This is a genomic window from Clostridium sp. 1001275B_160808_H3 (assembly GCF_015550425.1).
Lineage (GTDB): Bacteria > Bacillota > Clostridia > Clostridiales > Clostridiaceae > Clostridium.
This window is the reverse complement of record NZ_JADNAT010000014.1, coordinates 29,213-47,554: the sequence shown is the minus strand read 5'-3', so window position 1 is coordinate 47,554 and position 18,342 is coordinate 29,213. Positions and strand designations below refer to the sequence as shown.

General features: G+C 34.3%; 16 protein-coding genes and 1 other annotated feature. All 16 genes read right to left on the bottom strand.

Annotation, left to right across the window (positions count from 1 at the left end):
* Positions 1 to 43: 43 nt before the first annotated feature.
* Entirely contained in the window at positions 44 to 352 is a 309-nt protein-coding gene (gene rpsJ, locus I2A75_RS11770; protein ID WP_008681195.1) for a 30S ribosomal protein S10, read from the bottom strand.
* 665 nt (positions 353 to 1,017) lie between these two features.
* Positions 1,018 to 2,211: an elongation factor Tu gene (tuf, locus tag I2A75_RS11765; RefSeq protein ID WP_195264663.1), complete on the bottom strand. Its 1,194-nt coding sequence runs from the start codon at positions 2,209 to 2,211 to the stop codon at positions 1,018 to 1,020.
* Between the two features lie 187 nt (positions 2,212 to 2,398).
* Positions 2,399 to 4,462: an elongation factor G gene (gene fusA, locus I2A75_RS11760; protein ID WP_195264678.1), complete on the bottom strand. Its 2,064-nt coding sequence runs from the start codon at positions 4,460 to 4,462 to the stop codon at positions 2,399 to 2,401.
* Positions 4,463 to 4,537: 75 nt separating this feature from the next.
* Positions 4,538 to 5,008 (bottom strand): 30S ribosomal protein S7, encoded by a 471-nt coding sequence (gene rpsG, locus I2A75_RS11755; protein ID WP_111928710.1) that lies wholly within the window; start codon positions 5,006 to 5,008, stop codon positions 4,538 to 4,540.
* Positions 5,009 to 5,162: 154 nt separating this feature from the next.
* Positions 5,163 to 5,543, bottom strand: coding sequence for a 30S ribosomal protein S12 (gene rpsL, locus I2A75_RS11750; RefSeq protein ID WP_008681201.1), 381 nt, complete (start codon positions 5,541 to 5,543; stop codon positions 5,163 to 5,165).
* Positions 5,544 to 5,608: 65 nt separating this feature from the next.
* On the bottom strand, positions 5,609 to 5,848 hold the full coding sequence (locus tag I2A75_RS11745; RefSeq protein ID WP_195264676.1) for a ribosomal L7Ae/L30e/S12e/Gadd45 family protein: 240 nt from the start codon (positions 5,846 to 5,848) through the stop codon (positions 5,609 to 5,611).
* Between the two features lie 153 nt (positions 5,849 to 6,001).
* The gene (gene rpoC, locus I2A75_RS11740; protein WP_195264675.1) at positions 6,002 to 9,535 is read right to left on the bottom strand and encodes a DNA-directed RNA polymerase subunit beta'; all 3,534 of its coding nucleotides are present in this window, start codon (positions 9,533 to 9,535) and stop codon (positions 6,002 to 6,004) included.
* Between the two features lie 21 nt (positions 9,536 to 9,556).
* A complete protein-coding gene (gene rpoB / locus I2A75_RS11735) occupies positions 9,557 to 13,264 on the bottom strand; it encodes a DNA-directed RNA polymerase subunit beta (RefSeq protein ID WP_195264673.1) in 3,708 nt (1,235 codons plus the stop codon).
* Positions 13,265 to 13,618: 354 nt separating this feature from the next.
* Complete coding sequence (rplL, locus tag I2A75_RS11730; protein WP_195264671.1) at positions 13,619 to 13,987, bottom strand: 50S ribosomal protein L7/L12; 369 nt, start codon at positions 13,985 to 13,987, stop codon at positions 13,619 to 13,621.
* A 31-nt stretch (positions 13,988 to 14,018) separates the two neighbouring features.
* Positions 14,019 to 14,522, bottom strand: a complete 504-nt coding sequence (rplJ, locus tag I2A75_RS11725) for a 50S ribosomal protein L10 (protein ID WP_195264669.1) — start codon at positions 14,520 to 14,522, stop codon at positions 14,019 to 14,021.
* A gap of 38 nt (positions 14,523 to 14,560) precedes the next feature.
* Positions 14,561 to 14,688, bottom strand: a sequence feature (ribosomal protein L10 leader region).
* Positions 14,689 to 14,730: 42 nt separating this feature from the next.
* A complete protein-coding gene (gene rplA, locus I2A75_RS11720; RefSeq protein WP_008681207.1) occupies positions 14,731 to 15,420 on the bottom strand; it encodes a 50S ribosomal protein L1 in 690 nt (229 codons plus the stop codon).
* A 52-nt stretch (positions 15,421 to 15,472) separates the two neighbouring features.
* Positions 15,473 to 15,898, bottom strand: coding sequence for a 50S ribosomal protein L11 (gene rplK / locus I2A75_RS11715; protein WP_008681208.1), 426 nt, complete (start codon positions 15,896 to 15,898; stop codon positions 15,473 to 15,475).
* A 69-nt stretch (positions 15,899 to 15,967) separates the two neighbouring features.
* The gene (nusG, locus tag I2A75_RS11710; protein ID WP_195264667.1) at positions 15,968 to 16,489 is read right to left on the bottom strand and encodes a transcription termination/antitermination protein NusG; all 522 of its coding nucleotides are present in this window, start codon (positions 16,487 to 16,489) and stop codon (positions 15,968 to 15,970) included.
* A 33-nt stretch (positions 16,490 to 16,522) separates the two neighbouring features.
* Positions 16,523 to 16,756, bottom strand: coding sequence for a preprotein translocase subunit SecE (secE, locus tag I2A75_RS11705; protein WP_195264665.1), 234 nt, complete (start codon positions 16,754 to 16,756; stop codon positions 16,523 to 16,525).
* 51 nt (positions 16,757 to 16,807) lie between these two features.
* Entirely contained in the window at positions 16,808 to 16,957 is a 150-nt protein-coding gene (rpmG, locus tag I2A75_RS11700; protein WP_008681213.1) for a 50S ribosomal protein L33, read from the bottom strand.
* Between the two features lie 174 nt (positions 16,958 to 17,131).
* Complete coding sequence (tuf, locus tag I2A75_RS11695) at positions 17,132 to 18,325, bottom strand: elongation factor Tu (protein ID WP_195264663.1); 1,194 nt, start codon at positions 18,323 to 18,325, stop codon at positions 17,132 to 17,134.
* Positions 18,326 to 18,342 lie beyond the last annotated feature (17 nt).

Below are 18,342 nucleotides of genomic sequence, written 5' to 3'. Positions count from 1 at the left end.
TAACAATCATAACCGTTCAAACTGTTTATTTAATAAGTATTAACTATAGCTTTATTTCGATATCCACACCTGCTGGTAAGTTTAATCTCATTAATGCATCAACAGTCTTTGGTGATGGATTAACTATATCGATTAATCTCTTGTGTGTTCTGATTTCGAATTGCTCTCTTGAATCTTTGTATTTGTGAACAGCTCTTAATATAGTAACAACATCTTTTTCAGTTGGTAGTGGTACTGGACCTGCAACCTTAGCTCCTGTTGATTTTGCTGTTTCAACAATTTTTTCAGCTGATTGATCTAATATATTGTGATCAAAAGCCTTTAATCTGATTCTTATTTTTTGTTTTGACATCTTGGTTTCCCTCCTTTTCATGTACGCTTTACTTCTAACGCACAACAGCGGATGTTCTATAAACTGTTCCACGTGTTTCATACTTAATCACATGGCTTTACAAAACCCCTGTCGTTGGATTCTAGATCCTAACATACTCATCAAGAATTAACCCGGAAGTCCGGCAACCTCCTGACTCATCGCTGTTTGCTATACAACTTCTTTATTATACTATGTTTACATAGCCTTTTCAAGAGTTTTTTGGCCTTTTTTGATAAATTTTAAAGTATATTTAAGTGCTATCTTTAAAATATGATCTCTTTCGTAAATATATTTTATATTTGTTTTTACATTTTATCAACACATTTTTTCTTGTAATTTTTGGCGAACATTTTTCCTTATTATAATTCTTAACTAATTACAATATATTAATCATTTACAAGGAAATTTAAGTATATTCCTTGCTAATTGTTACTATATTAGTTTTCGTTATATTAATTTATTAAATATTAATTTATTAAATATTAAAGATATCAACTATAACTAGATACTTCATTTATTACTTCATATTGCGTATTTTTTTTATTATATTTTTCTTTACATAATAAAAAGAGAGCAAGGGCGTCCCCTTGCTCTCTGAATGTGATCACAGTTTTATTTTAATTTATATTATCTTATAGAAATTATTACTCGATTATGCTAGTAACAACTCCTGAACCTACAGTTCTTCCACCTTCTCTGATAGCGAATCTTAATCCTTCATCCATTGCTACTTGAGTGATTAATTCAACGTTCATGTCAATGTGGTCTCCTGGCATAACCATTTCCATTCCTTCTGGTAACTTGATTGAACCAGTAACGTCTGTTGTTCTGAAGTAGAATTGTGGTCTGTATCCATCAAAGAATGGAGTGTGTCTTCCACCTTCTTCTTTTTTAAGTACGTATACTTGACCTACGAATTTCTTGTGTGGCTTAACTGATCCAACTTTTGCTAAAACTTGACCTCTTTCGATGTCAGTTCTTTGAACTCCTCTTAAAAGAACTCCAACGTTGTCTCCAGCTTGCGCTTCGTCTAGTAACTTTCTGAACATTTCTATTCCTGTTACTACTACTTTTCTGCTTTCTTCTGATAATCCAACGATTTCTACTTCGTCTCCTACGTGAAGAACTCCTCTTTCAACTCTTCCTGTAGCAACTGTTCCTCTACCAGTGATTGTAAATACATCTTCTACTGGCATTAAGAATGGCTTATCTGTTGCTCTTTCTGGAGTTGGGATGTAGCTATCTACAGCTTCCATTAACTCAAGAATTGGAGCGATTGCTTTTTCATCTGTTGGGTTTTCTAATGCTTGTAAAGCTGAACCCTTTATTACTGGAATATCATCTCCTGGGAAGTTGTATTCTGATAATAATTCTCTAACTTCCATTTCAACTAATTCTAATAATTCTTCGTCGTCTACCATATCTGCCTTATTTAAGAAAACAACTATGTAGTCAACACCAACTCTTGATGCTAGTAGTATGTGTTCTCTTGTTTGAGGCATTGGACCGTCTGCTGCTGAACAAACTAAGATAGCTCCGTCCATTTGAGCAGCTCCTGTAATCATGTTCTTAACATAGTCAGCATGTCCTGGACAGTCAACGTGAGCATAGTGTCTGTTTTCTGTTTGGTACTCAACGTGTGCTGTATTGATAGTGATTCCTCTTTCTTTTTCTTCTGGAGCCTTATCAATTTCATCATATTTGAATGATTCTGCTAATCCTCTGTTTGCTAATACTGTTGTGATTGCAGCTGTTAAAGTTGTCTTACCGTGGTCAACGTGACCGATTGTTCCAATGTTTACGTGTGGTTTACTTCTTTCGAATTTTTGCTTTGCCATTGTAAAATCCTCCTTTATGGAAATTAATTATATGAACCTTCTTAGTTATTATATCTAATTTAGTTCGATTTTTCTATACTTATATAAATTTTCCTTATATTATTTAATAATACTTAAATTTATATTTTGTAATGTTGCTCATAGTTTAATTATGAGCAACATTCTTTATATTTATAACTAAAGTGAATTAGTTTCTTTCACTCTTAATTTTTTCTTGAACACTCTTAGGAACTTCTTCGAAGTGATCGAATACCATTGAATAAGTACCTCTACCTTGAGTTCTTGATCTTAAAGTAGTTGCATATCCAAACATTTCTGAAAGTGGAACCATAGCTCTGATAATTTGAGCTCCGTTTATAGCTTCCATACCTTCTATTCTTCCTCTTCTTGAGTTAAGATCTCCCATTACATCTCCCATGTATTCTTCTGGTACTGTAACTTCAACCTTTTCCATTGGCTCAAGTAATACTGGGTCTGCTTTTGTCATAGCATTCTTAAATGCCATAGAACCAGCAATCTTAAACGCCATTTCAGATGAGTCAACTTCATGGTATGAACCGTGAACTAACTTAACTTTGAAGTTAATAGTTTCGTATCCAGCTATAATACCATTTTTAGCTGCTTCTTGAATACCGTTATCTATAGCTGGAATATATTCTCTTGGAATAGCTCCTCCAACGATAGCATTTTCAAATACATATTCACCTTCAGTAGGTTCCATTTCAATCACACAGTGACCATATTGACCCTTACCACCTGATTGCTTAGCATATTTAGCTTCAGCTTTAACAGCTTTTCTAATTGTTTCTTTGTAAGCAACTTGAGGTGCTCCAACGTTACATTCAACTTTGAATTCTCTAGTTAATCTGTCAACGATGATTTCTAAGTGAAGTTCACCCATACCAGCAATTATTGTTTGACCAGTTTCTTGATCAGTATGAGTTCTGAAAGTAGGATCTTCTTCAGCAAGCTTAGCTAATGCTAATCCCATCTTTTCTTGACCAGCTTTTGTCTTTGGCTCTATAGCTACAGATATAACTGGTTCTGGGAATTCCATAGCTTCTAATATTATTGGATCGCTTTCTACACAAAGAGTATCTCCTGTTGTAGTATTCTTTAATCCAATAATTGCTCCTAATTCACCTGCTTCTAATGCTTCAACTTCTTCTCTTGAATTAGCATGCATCTTAACAAGTCTTCCTATTCTTTCTTTCTTACCCTTTGTTGAGTTTAATACGTAAGTTCCACTTTGCATAACTCCTGAATAAATTCTAGTGAATGCAAGCTTTCCAACGAATGGGTCAGTAGCTATCTTAAATGCTAAAGCTGACATTGGAGCTTCATCTGAAGCTTCTCTTGAATCTTCTTCACCTTCTAAAGATATACCTTTAACTGCAGGAATATCTAAAGGTGATGGAAGGAATGCAACAACTCCATCGATCATTTGTTGAACACCTTTATTCTTGTAAGATGAACCACAGATACATGGAACTATTTCATTAGCTATAGTAGCTTTTCTTAAACCAGTCATTAACTCTTCTACAGTTAATTCTTCACCTTCAAGGTATTTTTCCATTAATTCTTCGTTAGTTTCAGCTATAGCTTCAATCATAGCCATTCTGTATTCTTCAGCTTGATCAGCTAAATCTGCTGGAATTTCTTCTTCTCTAACATCTTTTCCTAGATCATCATAGAACATAATAGCTTTATTAGTTATTAAATCTACCATTCCTTTGAATTGATCTTCTGATCCAACTGGAATTTGTATTGGAACTGCATTAGCTTTCAATCTATCTCTTACAGTGTTTATACATCTAAAGAAGTCTGCACCTGTAGCATCCATCTTATTAACGTATATCATTCTTGGTACACCGTATTTGTCCGCCTGTCTCCAAACAGTTTCAGTTTGAGGTTCAACCCCACTTTTTGCATCTAGAACTGTAACAGCTCCATCAAGAACTCTTAATGATCTTTCAACTTCAACTGTGAAGTCTACGTGACCTGGAGTATCTATAATATTTAATTCATGACCTTTCCATGAACATGTTGTAGCAGCAGAAGTAATTGTTATACCTCTTTCTTGTTCTTGAACCATCCAGTCCATTGTAGCTGCTCCTTCATGAACTTCTCCAATTTTGTGGCTTCTTCCAGTATAGAATAATATACGCTCAGTAGTTGTAGTTTTACCAGCATCTATGTGAGCCATTATTCCAAAGTTACGGAATTTGTCTAACGGATATTTTCTAGCCATTTGTATGTCCTCCTCTCAACGAGTAATTTTAGATTCGACAAAACTGCTTTGGCAGAAGCCAAAACAGTTTGTTTATTAGTATCTGTAATGAGCGAATGCTTTGTTTGCTTCAGCCATTTTATGAGTATCTTCTCTCTTCTTAACAGCTGCTCCAGTATTATTAGCTGCATCCATTAATTCTCCAGCTAATCTTTGAGCCATTACTTTTTCGCCTCTTTTTCTAGCAGCATCTAGCATCCATCTGATTCCTAGAGTCTGTCTTCTTTCTGGTCTTACTTCTATAGGAACTTGGTAGTTAGCACCACCTATTCTTCTAGCTTTAACCTCTAATAAAGGCATTACATTATTCATAGCTTCTTCAAATACTTCTAAAGCATCTTTACCTGTTTTTTGCGCCATTATTTCAAACGCGTCGTAGCATATTTTTTGTGCTACTCCTTTTTTACCATCTTCCATTACATTGTTTATTAACTTTGTAACAACTTTTGAGTTGTACATTGGATCTGGTAATACATCTCTCTTTGCGATATGTCCTTTTCTTGGCACTTTTCTTCCCTCCTTAACATAATAAATTTAAGTTCATTGGTACTCTGCAATTAAACATTGCCGTAAAGTGCTTTACTTCTTCATCTATATAAACTTAATTTATAAATCTATGTAAATGCTGAAGACAAGCACTAGCGTAGCTTATTATTTTAAACTACTTTTTTGCCTTCGGCTTTTTAGCACCGTACTTTGATCTTCCTTGCATTCTGTTAGCTACTCCAGCACAGTCAAGTGCTCCTCTTACGATATGGTATCTAACACCAGGAAGGTCCTTAACTCTACCACCTCTTATAAGAACAACACTGTGCTCTTGTAAGTTGTGTCCTACACCACCAATGTATGCAGTAACTTCGAATCCATTTGTAAGTCTTACTCTTGCTATTTTTCTTAAAGCTGAGTTAGGCTTCTTTGGAGTTGTTGTTTTAACAACTGTACAAACTCCTCTTCTTTGTGGACACTCGTTAAGTGCTGGTGCTGTTGACTTGTTGATAACAGTTTTTCTGCCTTTTCTAACTAATTGGCTAATAGTTGGCATTTTTTCACCTCCTGAAATTTTTTTATCTATATATCTAATATTTAAGATAAAAGCTTATTAATGAATTATTCTAAAGTTAGTACTGCTGATGCTTTAACATCTATACTACACATTTTTCCTAATTCTTTCATTGTGTCAATGTAAATAATTTTTACATTTTTTTCAATTGCTAAATCTGTTAATGATTTAGTCAAATTAATTTCTGCGTCTTTAGCTACATATAAAACAGTTCCAGTTCCATTTTTAATAGACTTAGTACATTGTTTTATACCTATTAATTTATTTCCTACAATGTTATCTATCATGAAACCACTCCCTATATAAAAGTTCATAGAGGCTCAGTTCATGACCTTGCCTCCATGAATTCATGTAGACAATTATATTGTAGTGTAGCTTTAAAATCACACAATTCGTATTTTATCATTTAAGCATACACATGTCAATAAAATTGCAATGTATTATTCAATTGATTCTAAAGTGTCATTTTCCACTAAAACGTCCTCAACATCTAGCTTTACATTCCTATATCTCATCATTCCAGTACCTGCTGGTATTAACTTACCAATAATAACATTTTCTTTCAGACCTACTAGAGGATCTATCTTTCCTTTAATAGCAGCCTCTGTAAGAACTCTTGTTGTTTCTTGGAATGATGCAGCTGATAGGAAACTATCTGTTGCTAATGCAGCCTTAGTTATACCAAGTAATGCTTGCTCGCCTTTAGCTTCTTCTCCACCAAATTCTCTTACTCTTGCATTTTCTTCTTCGAAGTCGAACATATCTATCATAGTTCCTGGTAATAGATCAGTATCTCCTGAATCTAGTACTTTAACTTTTCTAGTCATTTGTCTAACAACTACTTCTAAGTGCTTATCATTGATATCAACACCTTGAAGTCTATAAACTTTTTGAACTTCAGATAATAGATATTTTCTAGCTCCATCTATACCCTTAATTGCAGCTATATCATGAGGGTTTACTGAACCTTCAGTAATCTCATCCCCAGCTTCAATAGAGTCATCATCAGATACCTTTAGTCTTGAACCAAATGGTATTTCATAACTACGTTCTTCTCCATCGTTAGCCATTACAAATACAGTTCTCTTTTTCTTCGTTTCTTCAACTCTAACTGTACCAGTTATTTCACTTACTATAGCTAATCCTTTAGGTTTTCTAGCTTCGAATAATTCTTCAACTCTAGGAAGACCTTGTGTAATATCGGCTCCAACAACTCCCCCTGTATGGAATGTTCTCATCGTAAGCTGAGTTCCTGGTTCCCCGATTGATTGTGCTGCGATTATACCAACAGCTTCACCTATATTGATCTTTTGCGCTGTCGCCATGTTCATGCCATAACACTTAGAACATACACCAACTTTACACTTACATGTAAATACAGATCTAATTTTTACTTTCTTAACACCTGCTGCTGCTACTTTTTCTGCAACATCAAGTTCCATATATTGATCAGCTTCTACCATAACTTCACCAGTTTCTGGATGAATTATTGGTTCAGCTGTATATCTACCATAAAGTCTTTCTGCTAATCCTTCAATCGCTTCATTACCTTCTTTAATTTCTGAAACATAGATACCTTCTGTTGTTCCACAATCTATTTCTCTTACGATAACATCTTGTGATACGTCAACTAGTCTTCTTGTTAAGTATCCAGAGTCAGCTGTCTTAAGAGCTGTATCGGCATTACCCTTTCTAGCTCCGTGAGTAGATATAAAGTACTCTACCACTTCAAGACCTTCTCTAAATGAAGCTCTGATTGGTAATTCTATAATCTTACCTGTTGGACTCGCCATAAGTCCTCTCATACCAGCTAATTGCTTAATCTGAGACTTAGATCCTCTGGCTCCAGAGTCGGCCATCATGAATATTGGATTAAATTTATCCAAACTATTCATAAGTGCATCCGCAACATCTTCTGTTGTTTTAGTCCATTTTTCAATAACTCTTTCATATCTTTCTTCTTCTGATATGAAACCTCTCTTATACATCTTTTCAATCTTATCAACAGTTTCATCTGCTTCTTTAAGTAGTGTATATTTTGCTTCTGGTACTATCATATCAGAAGCAGCTACTGTTACAGCTCCAATTGATGAATAGTGATAACCTAAAGCTTTGATTTTATCAAGCATTATTGATGTATTTGTTGGACCATGCACTGCATAGCATTTATCGATTATCTTACCTAATGACTTTTTAGTTATTAAGAAATCTACTTCTAAGTTGAATTCTTCATCTTTATTACTTCTATCTACAAAACCTAAGTCTTGAGGAATTGATTCATTAAAGATTATCTTACCAACTGTAGTTTTTATTATTCCTGATTTCTTTTCTCCATTAATTTCCTTAAACATTCTTACATTAATCTCAGCATGAATTGCTATTTCGCCTACTTCGTAAGCCATTATAGCTTCATCCTTTGAAGCAAAAACTTTACCTTCACCCTTAGCTCCAGTTTTATCCATAGTTAAATAATATGATCCTAATACCATATCTTGTGTAGGTACACAAACTGGTTTACCATCTGAAGGCTTCATTATATTTCCTGCTGCAAGCATTAAGAATCTTGCTTCTGCTTGTGCTTCAACTGATAATGGAACGTGAACCGCCATTTGGTCTCCATCGAAGTCAGCATTATACGCAGTACATACAAGTGGGTGTAGTTTTATAGCTCTACCTTCTACTAATATTGGTTGGAATGCTTGAATTCCTAATCTATGTAGAGTAGGAGCACGGTTTAGTAAAACTGGATGATCAGTAATTACTTCTTCAAGTACGTCCCATACTTGATTATTTACTCTTTCAACCATTCTTTTAGCACTCTTTATATTATGTGCTACTCCATCTTCAACTAACTTCTTCATTACAAATGGTTTAAATAACTCTAAAGCCATTTCTTTTGGAAGTCCGCATTGATACATCTTCAACTCAGGTCCTACAACGATAACTGATCTACCTGAGTAGTCAACTCTCTTACCAAGTAAGTTTTGTCTAAATCTACCTTGCTTACCTTTAAGCATATCTGATAATGATTTAAGTGGTCTATTTCCAGGTCCTGTAACAGGTCTTCCTCTTCTACCATTATCTATAAGTGCATCTACTGCTTCTTGAAGCATTCTCTTTTCATTTCTAACAATTATGTCTGGAGCACCTAGGTCTAAAAGCTTCTTCAATCTGTTATTTCTATTTATAACTCTTCTATATAAATCATTTAAGTCTGAAGTAGCAAATCTTCCCCCATCCAATTGAACCATCGGTCTTAAATCTGGTGGAATTACAGGTATAACATTAATAACCATCCATCTTGGATCATTACCTGATTTTCTAAAAGATTCAACAACTTCTAATCTTCTTATGATTCTAACTTTCTTTTGACCAGTACTTGTTTTTAATTCTTCTTTAAGCTCCTTAGATTGACCTTCTAAATCAATTTCTCCAAGTAGCTCTTGAACAGCTTCAGCTCCCATTCCAGCTATAAAGCTTTCTTCACCATATTTGTCAACAGCTTCTCTATATTCTTTTTCGTTAAGAAGTTGTTTCTTTAATAATGGTGTTTCTTTAGGATCTATTACTACATATGAAGCAAAGTATAATATTTTTTCTAAAGCTCTTGGTGACATATCTAAAAGTAATCCCATTCTTGATGGAATTCCCTTAAAGTACCAAATGTGAGAAACTGGGGCAGCCAGTTCAATATGCCCCATTCTTTCTCTTCTTACTTTAGCTTTTGTAACTTCAACTCCACATCTGTCACAAACTATTCCCTTATATCTAACTCTCTTGTATTTACCACAATGACATTCCCAATCTTTAATAGGTCCAAATATTCTTTCACAGAATAGACCGTCTCTTTCTGGTTTTAAAGTTCTATAGTTTATAGTTTCAGGTTTTTTAACTTCTCCTCTTGACCATTCTCTTATTTGGCTAGGTGAAGCTAAACCTATTTGTATAGCATCAAAATTATTCAATTCAAACAAGGGTATATCCTCCCTTCAAATTTAGTGTTCATCATTTACAAAATCATCAAGTTCTAAGTCTTCTTCATGGAATCCATCTAACGCAAAGTTATCAAACTCAACATCTTCATCAATTTCTTCCTCTGATATTGTATAACTATCATCTACATTAACATCTTCTGAAACAACATCTTCTGTTCCTTCAATGTTAACTTCTAAATCTTCCATATCTTCTTCTGCAAATTCTTTAAGTCTAACTTCTTCTTTTTCATCATTTAACACTTTTACATCTAAACATAAAGCTTGAAGTTCTTTAATTAGAACCTTAAATGATTCTGGAACTCCAGGTTCAGGTATGTTTTCACCTTTAACAATAGCTTCATATGTTTTAACTCTACCTACAACATCATCTGATTTAACAGTTAATATTTCTTGTAGTGTATGAGCTGCTCCATACGCTTCTAAAGCCCAAACTTCCATTTCTCCAAATCTTTGACCACCGAATTGTGCTTTACCACCAAGTGGTTGTTGAGTTACTAATGAGTATGGACCTGTTGATCTTGCATGGATCTTATCGTCAACTAAGTGAGCTAGCTTTAAGATATACATTATTCCAACAGTTACTTCATTATCAAAAGCTTCTCCTGTTCTACCATCATATAAAACAGTTTTTCCATTCGCATTGTATCCTGCTTTCTCTAAGCATTCTTCAATGTCTTTTTCAGTAGCACCATCAAATACAGGAGTAGCTATATGCCATCCTAATTGACTTGCTGCCCATCCCAAGTGAACCTCTAGTACCTGACCGATGTTCATACGTGATGGAACCCCTAATGGGTTTAAGCAAATTTGTAATGGTCTACCATCTGGTAAGAATGGCATATCTTCTTCTGGTAATACTCTTGAGATAACCCCTTTATTACCATGACGTCCTGCCATCTTATCTCCAACAGAGATTTTTCTCTTTTGAGCTATATAACATCTAACTAGTTCATTTACACCTGGGTTTAATTCATCACCGTTTTCTCTAGTAAATACTTTCACATCTACTATTATTCCAGCTTCCCCATGTGGTACTCTTAATGAAGTATCTCTTACTTCTCTAGCTTTCTCTCCAAATATAGCTCTTAATAATCTTTCTTCCGCTGTTAATTCAGTTTCTCCCTTAGGTGTAACTTTACCTACAAGGATATCACCTGATCTAACTTCAGCTCCGATTCTTATTATTCCTCTGTCATCTATATCCTTTAATGCATCTTCGCTTACGTTTGGAATATCTCTAGTTATTTCTTCAGGTCCTAGCTTTGTATCTCTAGCTTCACACTCATATTCTTCTATATGAATTGAAGTAAATACATCTTCTCTAACTAGTTCTTCAGAAATAAGCATAGCATCTTCGTAGTTATATCCTTCCCAAGTTATGAAGCCCATTCTAATGTTTTTACCTAATGCTATTTCCCCTAAATCAGTTGATGGACCATCAGCTAACACTTGGTTCTTAAACACTATTTCACCTTTATCTACTAAAGGTCTTTGGTTTATACATGTACCTTGGTTACTTCTCTTGAACTTAAGAAGATTATAAGTATCTATTCCGCCGTCTACATCTCTCTTAATTCTGATTTCATTAGAACTTACGTAAACTACCTTACCCGCATTTCTAGCCTTTGGAAGAACTCCAGAGTCTACTGCTGCTTTAAATTCTATTCCAGTACCAACTACTGGCGCTTGAGGTTTTAATAATGGAACCGCTTGACGTTGCATGTTTGATCCCATAAGAGCTCTTGAAGCATCGTCATTTTCAAGGAATGGTATCATAGCTGTAGCTACTGATACTATTTGTCTTGGTGATACGTCTATTAAATCAACCTCATCAGCATTAACTACTAATATATCATGCTTACTTCTAACAGTAACTCTGCTATCAATAAACTTTCTATCTTCTCCAATAGGCTCTTTAGCTTGTGCTACAAGATATAAATCTTCTTCATCAGCTGTAAAGTATCTTATTTCGTCTGTAATTATACCTTTTTCTTTATCAATAACTCTATAAGGAGTTTCTATGAATCCATATTCATTAACTTTAGCATATGTAGCTAATGAGTTAATAAGACCTATATTTGGTCCTTCTGGAGTTTCTATAGGACACATTCTACCATAATGAGAATGGTGAACGTCTCTAACTTCGAAACCAGCTCTTTCTCTTGAAAGACCTCCTGGTCCTAAAGCTGACAATCTTCTCTTATGAGTTAATTCTGATAATGGATTTACCTGATCCATGAATTGTGATAATTGTGAACTACCAAAGAATTCTTTAATAGCAGCTGCAACAGGTCTTATGTTAATTAACATTTGAGGTGTTATAGCTTCTTGATCTTGAATAGTCATTCTTTCTTTAACTACTCTTTCCATTCTTGATAAACCAATTCTGAATTGATTTTGTAGTAATTCACCTACTGATCTTAATCTTCTATTTCCTAAGTGATCTATATCATCAACATAACCTACTGAATATGGTAATCCCAATTCGTAACTTATAGTTGCAAATATATCATCTCTTATTATATGTTTAGGAATAAGTCTATTTAAGTTTTTCTTTATTTCTTCTTTTATAGTGTCTTCATCATCATAGTTATCTAGTATCTCTTTTAATGTTGGATAGTGAACAAGTTCTCTGATATTTAAATCTTCTATATTAAATGATACAAAATTCTTAATATCAACAAAATGGTTACCAATTACTCTAACCACTCTATCCTCAACTAATATATCAACTGAGTTTATACCAACGTTTTGAATTTCCTCAGCAAGAGATCTACTAATCTTTTTACCTTGCTCTACCATAATTTCTCCTGTTTGAGGATTAACTATGTCTGTAGCTGCAACTTGGTTAACTAATCTTAAGTTTAAAGCTAACTTCTTATTAAACTTATATCTACCAACTCTTGATAAGTCATATCTCTTTGGATCAAAGAATAATGAATCTATAAGAGATATAGCGCTATCAACCGTAGGTGGTTCACCTGGTCTTAATCTTTTATATATCTCTAATAAAGCTTCTTCTTTAGTCTTAGTATTGTCTTTTTCTATTGTAGCTTTAAATCTTTCATCTTCTCCAAAATAGTCTAAAAGCTCTTGATCGCTTCCGAATCCCATAGCTCTTGCTAAAATAGATATAGGAAGTTTTCTTGTTTTATCTATTCTTACATAAATAATATCGTTAGAATCCGTTTCGTATTCTAACCATGCTCCTCTATTTGGAATAACTGTTGATGAATATAATTTTTCACCAGTTTTATCAACATTAAAACTGTAATAAACACCTGGTGACCTTACTAATTGGCTTACAATAACTCTTTCAGCACCATTTATGATGAAAGTTCCTTGCTCTGTCATTAATGGGAAGTCACCCATAAACACTTCTTGTTCTTTAATTTCTCCAGTTTCATTGTTTTGTAATCTTACAGAAACCTTTAGTGGTGCAGCATAAGTAGCATCTCTCTCTTTACACTTCTCCACTGAATACTTAATATTATCCATATCAAGCTTATAATCTACAAACTCAAGAACAAGATTTCCCGTAAAGTTTGTAATAGGATTAATGTCTTCAAAAACTTCATGAAGACCTTCCTTTAAAAACCATTGATATGAATCTAATTGTACCTCAATAAGATTTGGCATTTCAGTTACATCTTTAACTTTACCAAAACTCATTCTAGTTCTTTTTCCGACTTGGACAGGATGTACCATGAATTTTCACCCCTTGTATAAAACTAAAATAACCAAAAGCACACTTTCCCTAAGGACTTATGCTTTCGGATAGCATCACTTATTAGTATAACCATCTTTTGTTCGATTATACATTTTTTTCATATGAATATATACCTACCCATATTGAATAGTACATTAAATGATACTATCATACTATTCTTTTAATGTCAATTATTTTATTGTATAACTTATGTTAATCTATAATTTCCTACATTTCAAGTAGATTTTATATAAAACTATATAAAGTATCCCAGGAATCTGATATTTTATATAGTTTCATTTAGACAATTAAAAAGGTGCCTTTAACAGCACCTTTTTCAATTTAAAAGTTAATTACTTAACTTCTACTTCAGCTCCAACTTCAGCTAATTTAGCTTTCATGTCTTCAGCTTCTTCTTTTGATACGCCTTCTTTTAATGTCTTAGGAGCTCCATCAACTATTTCCTTAGCTTCTTTTAATCCTAATCCAGTTAATTCTCTAACAACTTTGATAACTTTGATCTTTTGTGATCCAGCGTTAGCTAAAACTACGTCAAATTCAGTCTTTTCTTCTGCAGCTGCAGCACCACCTGCAACAGCTCCTGCAACTGCTACTGGAGCAGCAGCACTTACACCAAATTCTTCTTCACAAGCTTTAACTAGCTCGTTTAATTCTAAAACAGTCATTTCTTTTATAGCTTGAATTATATCTTCTCTTGTCATTTTAATTGCACCTCCAAATTTTTATCAGTTATTATTCAGCTGATTCTGATTCTTTTTTTTCTTTAATTGCATTTAATAAGTATGCAACGTTTGATAATGGAGCTTTGAAGCTTCCAAGAAGTTTTGCGATAAGAACTTCTTTTGATGGTATTGTAGCAAGTTGTTCAACTTCTGCTTTATTATATAAAGTTCCTTCTACCATACCTGCTTTTAATTCTAATTTCTTGTGATCCTTAGCAAATGTATGTAATACTCTTGCTGGAGCAGTAGCATCTTCATATCCGAATGCTATAGAAACCGGTCCTTCTAAGTATGAATCAAGACCTTCAATTCCTAATTCCTTAGCAGCTAATGTTACAAGGTTATTCTTATAAACCTTATACTCAACACCTGCTTCTCTTAAATTTTTTCTTAAAGCTGTATCTTCTTCAACTGTTAAACCTTGATAGTCTGCTAAAACGATCGCTTGAGCTTTTTCTAATTTTTCCTTAATCTCAGCAACTTTAGCTTCTTTAATTTGTCTATTCTTGTTCATTACTGTGTGTCCACCTCCTCACAGTTTTTTAACTGCAAATTTATATTAAGAAAGGCCTTCCCATAGACATAGGAAGACCAAATAATTACTTACCTTGGTATTCCTCGGTAGGCAATTATTTAAACCTTTCGGCACCTACTGTCTTTGGAATCAGTATTCTCTTTAACAACAGATTATATTTTACAACATAACTTTCTGTTTGTCAATACTAATCTAAAACTTTTGTTGGGTTAACCTTTGCTCCAGGACCCATAGTGCTTGAAACAGATACTGACTTAACGTATTGTCCCTTAGCAGCTGCTGGTTTAGCCTTGATTAAAGCATCCATTAAAGCATGGAAGTTTTGTTGTAACTTCTCAACTCCAAATGATTTCTTTCCAATTGGGCAGTGAACTATAGCAGTTTTATCAACTCTATATTCAACTTTACCAGCTTTTATTTCAGCTATTGCCTTAGCAACATCAAATGTAACTGTTCCTGATTTTGGGTTTGGCATTAATCCTTTAGGTCCTAAAACTCTACCGATTCTACCTACAACACCCATCATATCTGGTGTAGCAACTACTACATCATAGTCAAACCAGTTTTCGCTTTGGATCTTTTGAACTAATTCTTCAGCTCCTACGAAATCTGCTCCAGCTTCTTGAGCTTCTTTAGCTTTTTCTCCCTTTGCAAACACTAAAACTCTTACAGTTCTACCTGTTCCATTTGGAAGAACAACAGCTCCTCTAACTTGTTGATCTGCATGTCTTGGGTCAACCCCTAATCTAACATGTAGTTCTATTGTTTCATCAAACTTTGCTTTTGCAGTCTTTACTGCTAAATCTAAAGCTTCAGATGGAGTGTATAATGCACTCTTATCTATTAATTTTGCGCTTTCAATATAATTCTTTCCCATAATATGCCTCCTTTGTGGTGTTAGCGGTTTTTACCTCCCACTTTTTTACGAATTACTCTTCAATAGTTACTCCCATACTTCTTGCAGTACCTTCGATCATGCTCATAGCAGTTTCGATTGTAGCTGCATTTAAGTCAGGCATCTTTAATTCAGCAATTTTTCTTACTTGATCCTTAGTTAACTTACCAACTTTAGTTCTGTTTGGAACTCCTGAACCACTTTCGATTCCTAATTCCTTCTTTATAAGAACTGCTGCTGGTGGAGTTTTTAGTATAAAACTAAAAGATCTATCTTGGTAAACTGTTATAACAACTGGAATTATTAATCCAGCTTGGTTAGCAGTCTTTGCATTGAACTCCTTACAGAATCCCATAATATTAACACCATGTTGACCTAATGCTGGTCCTACTGGTGGTGCTGGTGTCGCCTTACCTGCAGGAAGTTGAAGTTTGATCATTCCTGTTACTTTCTTAGCCATGTATTATTCCTCCTATACTGTGGTAATACGGACCTTAGTCCTCCCACTTTATTAAAACATTAGCTTATATTAAACTAATTTTTCAACTTGTGTAAATTCTAGTTCAGCTAGAGTTTCTCTACCGAACATATCAATTAATGCTTTTATTTTGCGCTTTTCTAGATTTATCTCTTGTATTATAGCTACAAATTCCCTTAAAGGACCAGAGATAACTCTTACGCTTTCCCCTACTTCTAAATCTATTTCTACAGGTGTTTCTTGAACTCCCATAGACTCAATTTCTTCATCTGTAAGGGGAACTGGTTTAGAAGCTGGGCCAACAAATCCTGTTACACCCCTAGTATTTCTAACCACATACCATGACTCATCTGTCATTAGCATCTTTACTAACACATATCCAGGAAACTTCTTTTTAAGAGAAATCTTTTGTTTCCCATCTTTTTCTTCTACAACCTCTTCCATAGGCACTTGAATGTCTTGAAGTAAGCTTTGAAGATTTCTATTTTCAATGGTTTTTTCAAGATTCGCTTTAACCTTGTTTTCGTAGCCTGAGTATGTGTGTACAACATACCATCTTGCTCTTTCGCTCATATTTTCTTATAGGTGATTAACACCTAAACCTCCTTATTTTAGTTTAAAAATGAATTCAAAGAGGTTTTGAAAAATATAATCTAACCCGCCCACTAATACTATATATATTAGCACAACTACGCCAACTGCAATTAACGCCTTTTTAGTGTCATTTTTAGAAGGCCAAGTTATTCTTTTAACTTCTGCCTTAACCTCTCTAAAAAACTTAAATATGCCACCTTTATTAGGTGAGTTCTTAGTTAAATTTACATTTTCCTTAACAGCCATTACTTCACATCCTTAATCTTTGTGAGTATGTGTCACTACTATATTAGCTAATTATTTAGTTTCTTTATGAAGTGTATGTTTTTTACAGAACTTGCAGTATTTATGCATTTCTAATCTGTCTGGGTTATTTTTCTTATTTTTCATTGAATTATAATTTCTTTGCTTACACTCTGTGCATGCTAAAGTTATCTTTACTCTCACAGTCTGCACCTCCAGTTTACCGTAAATAATATAAAACCTTACTACTTTATGTTAAATTAATTTCGTTAATTACCTAAACACATTATCATAAAACACGTATTATGTCAATATATATGCCTTTGTAAAGGACTAGGTAATGAAACCCAGTCCCTACATATATATTAAGAACTCATATTACTCGATTATGCTAGTAACAACTCCTGAACCTACAGTTCTTCCACCTTCTCTGATAGCGAATCTTAATCCTTCATCCATTGCTACTTGAGTGATTAATTCAACGTTCATGTCAATGTGGTCTCCTGGCATAACCATTTCCATTCCTTCTGGTAACTTGATTGAACCAGTAACGTCTGTTGTTCTGAAGTAGAATTGTGGTCTGTATCCATCAAAGAATGGAGTGTGTCTTCCACCTTCTTCTTTTTTAAGTACGTATACTTGACCTACGAATTTCTTGTGTGGCTTAACTGATCCAACTTTTGCTAAAACTTGACCTCTTTCGATGTCAGTTCTTTGAACTCCTCTTAAAAGAACTCCAACGTTGTCTCCAGCTTGCGCTTCGTCTAGTAACTTTCTGAACATTTCTATTCCTGTTACTACTACTTTTCTGCTTTCTTCTGATAATCCAACGATTTCTACTTCGTCTCCTACGTGAAGAACTCCTCTTTCAACTCTTCCTGTAGCAACTGTTCCTCTACCAGTGATTGTAAATACATCTTCTACTGGCATTAAGAATGGCTTATCTGTTGCTCTTTCTGGAGTTGGGATGTAGCTATCTACAGCTTCCATTAACTCAAGAATTGGAGCGATTGCTTTTTCATCTGTTGGGTTTTCTAATGCTTGTAAAGCTGAACCCTTTATTACTGGAATATCATCTCCTGGGAAGTTGTATTCTGATAATAATTCTCTAACTTCCATTTCAACTAATTCTAATAATTCTTCGTCGTCTACCATATCTGCCTTATTTAAGAAAACAACTATGTAGTCAACACCAACTCTTGATGCTAGTAGTATGTGTTCTCTTGTTTGAGGCATTGGACCGTCTGCTGCTGAACAAACTAAGATAGCTCCGTCCATTTGAGCAGCTCCTGTAATCATGTTCTTAACATAGTCAGCATGTCCTGGACAGTCAACGTGAGCATAGTGTCTGTTTTCTGTTTGGTACTCAACGTGTGCTGTATTGATAGTGATTCCTCTTTCTTTTTCTTCTGGAGCCTTATCAATTTCATCATATTTGAATGATTCTGCTAATCCTCTGTTTGCTAATACTGTTGTGATTGCAGCTGTTAAAGTTGTCTTACCGTGGTCAACGTGACCGATTGTTCCAATGTTTACGTGTGGTTTACTTCTTTCGAATTTTTGCTTTGCCATTGTAAAATCCTCCTTTA

What these genes read in the sequence shown, in the direction of transcription:
- rpsJ (WP_008681195.1), bottom strand. Translation starts at nt 352, where the DNA reads ATGTCAAAACAAAAAATAAGAATCAGATTAAAGGCTTTTGATCACAAT.
- fusA (WP_195264678.1), bottom strand. Translation starts at nt 4,462, where the DNA reads ATGGCTAGAAAATATCCGTTAGACAAATTCCGTAACTTTGGAATAATG.
- rplJ (WP_195264669.1), bottom strand. Translation starts at nt 14,522, where the DNA reads ATGAACAAGAATAGACAAATTAAAGAAGCTAAAGTTGCTGAGATTAAG.
- secE (WP_195264665.1), bottom strand. Translation starts at nt 16,756, where the DNA reads ATGGCTGTTAAGGAAAATGTAAATTTAACTAAGAACTCACCTAATAAA.
- rplL (WP_195264671.1), bottom strand. Translation starts at nt 13,987, where the DNA reads ATGACAAGAGAAGATATAATTCAAGCTATAAAAGAAATGACTGTTTTA.
- tuf (WP_195264663.1), bottom strand. Translation starts at nt 18,325, where the DNA reads ATGGCAAAGCAAAAATTCGAAAGAAGTAAACCACACGTAAACATTGGA.
- tuf (WP_195264663.1), bottom strand. Translation starts at nt 2,211, where the DNA reads ATGGCAAAGCAAAAATTCGAAAGAAGTAAACCACACGTAAACATTGGA.
- rpoB (WP_195264673.1), bottom strand. Translation starts at nt 13,264, where the DNA reads ATGGTACATCCTGTCCAAGTCGGAAAAAGAACTAGAATGAGTTTTGGT.
- rplK (WP_008681208.1), bottom strand. Translation starts at nt 15,898, where the DNA reads ATGGCTAAGAAAGTAACAGGAATGATCAAACTTCAACTTCCTGCAGGT.
- rpsL (WP_008681201.1), bottom strand. Translation starts at nt 5,543, where the DNA reads ATGCCAACTATTAGCCAATTAGTTAGAAAAGGCAGAAAAACTGTTATC.
- rplA (WP_008681207.1), bottom strand. Translation starts at nt 15,420, where the DNA reads ATGGGAAAGAATTATATTGAAAGCGCAAAATTAATAGATAAGAGTGCA.
- I2A75_RS11745 (WP_195264676.1), bottom strand. Translation starts at nt 5,848, where the DNA reads ATGATAGATAACATTGTAGGAAATAAATTAATAGGTATAAAACAATGT.
- nusG (WP_195264667.1), bottom strand. Translation starts at nt 16,489, where the DNA reads ATGAGCGAAAGAGCAAGATGGTATGTTGTACACACATACTCAGGCTAC.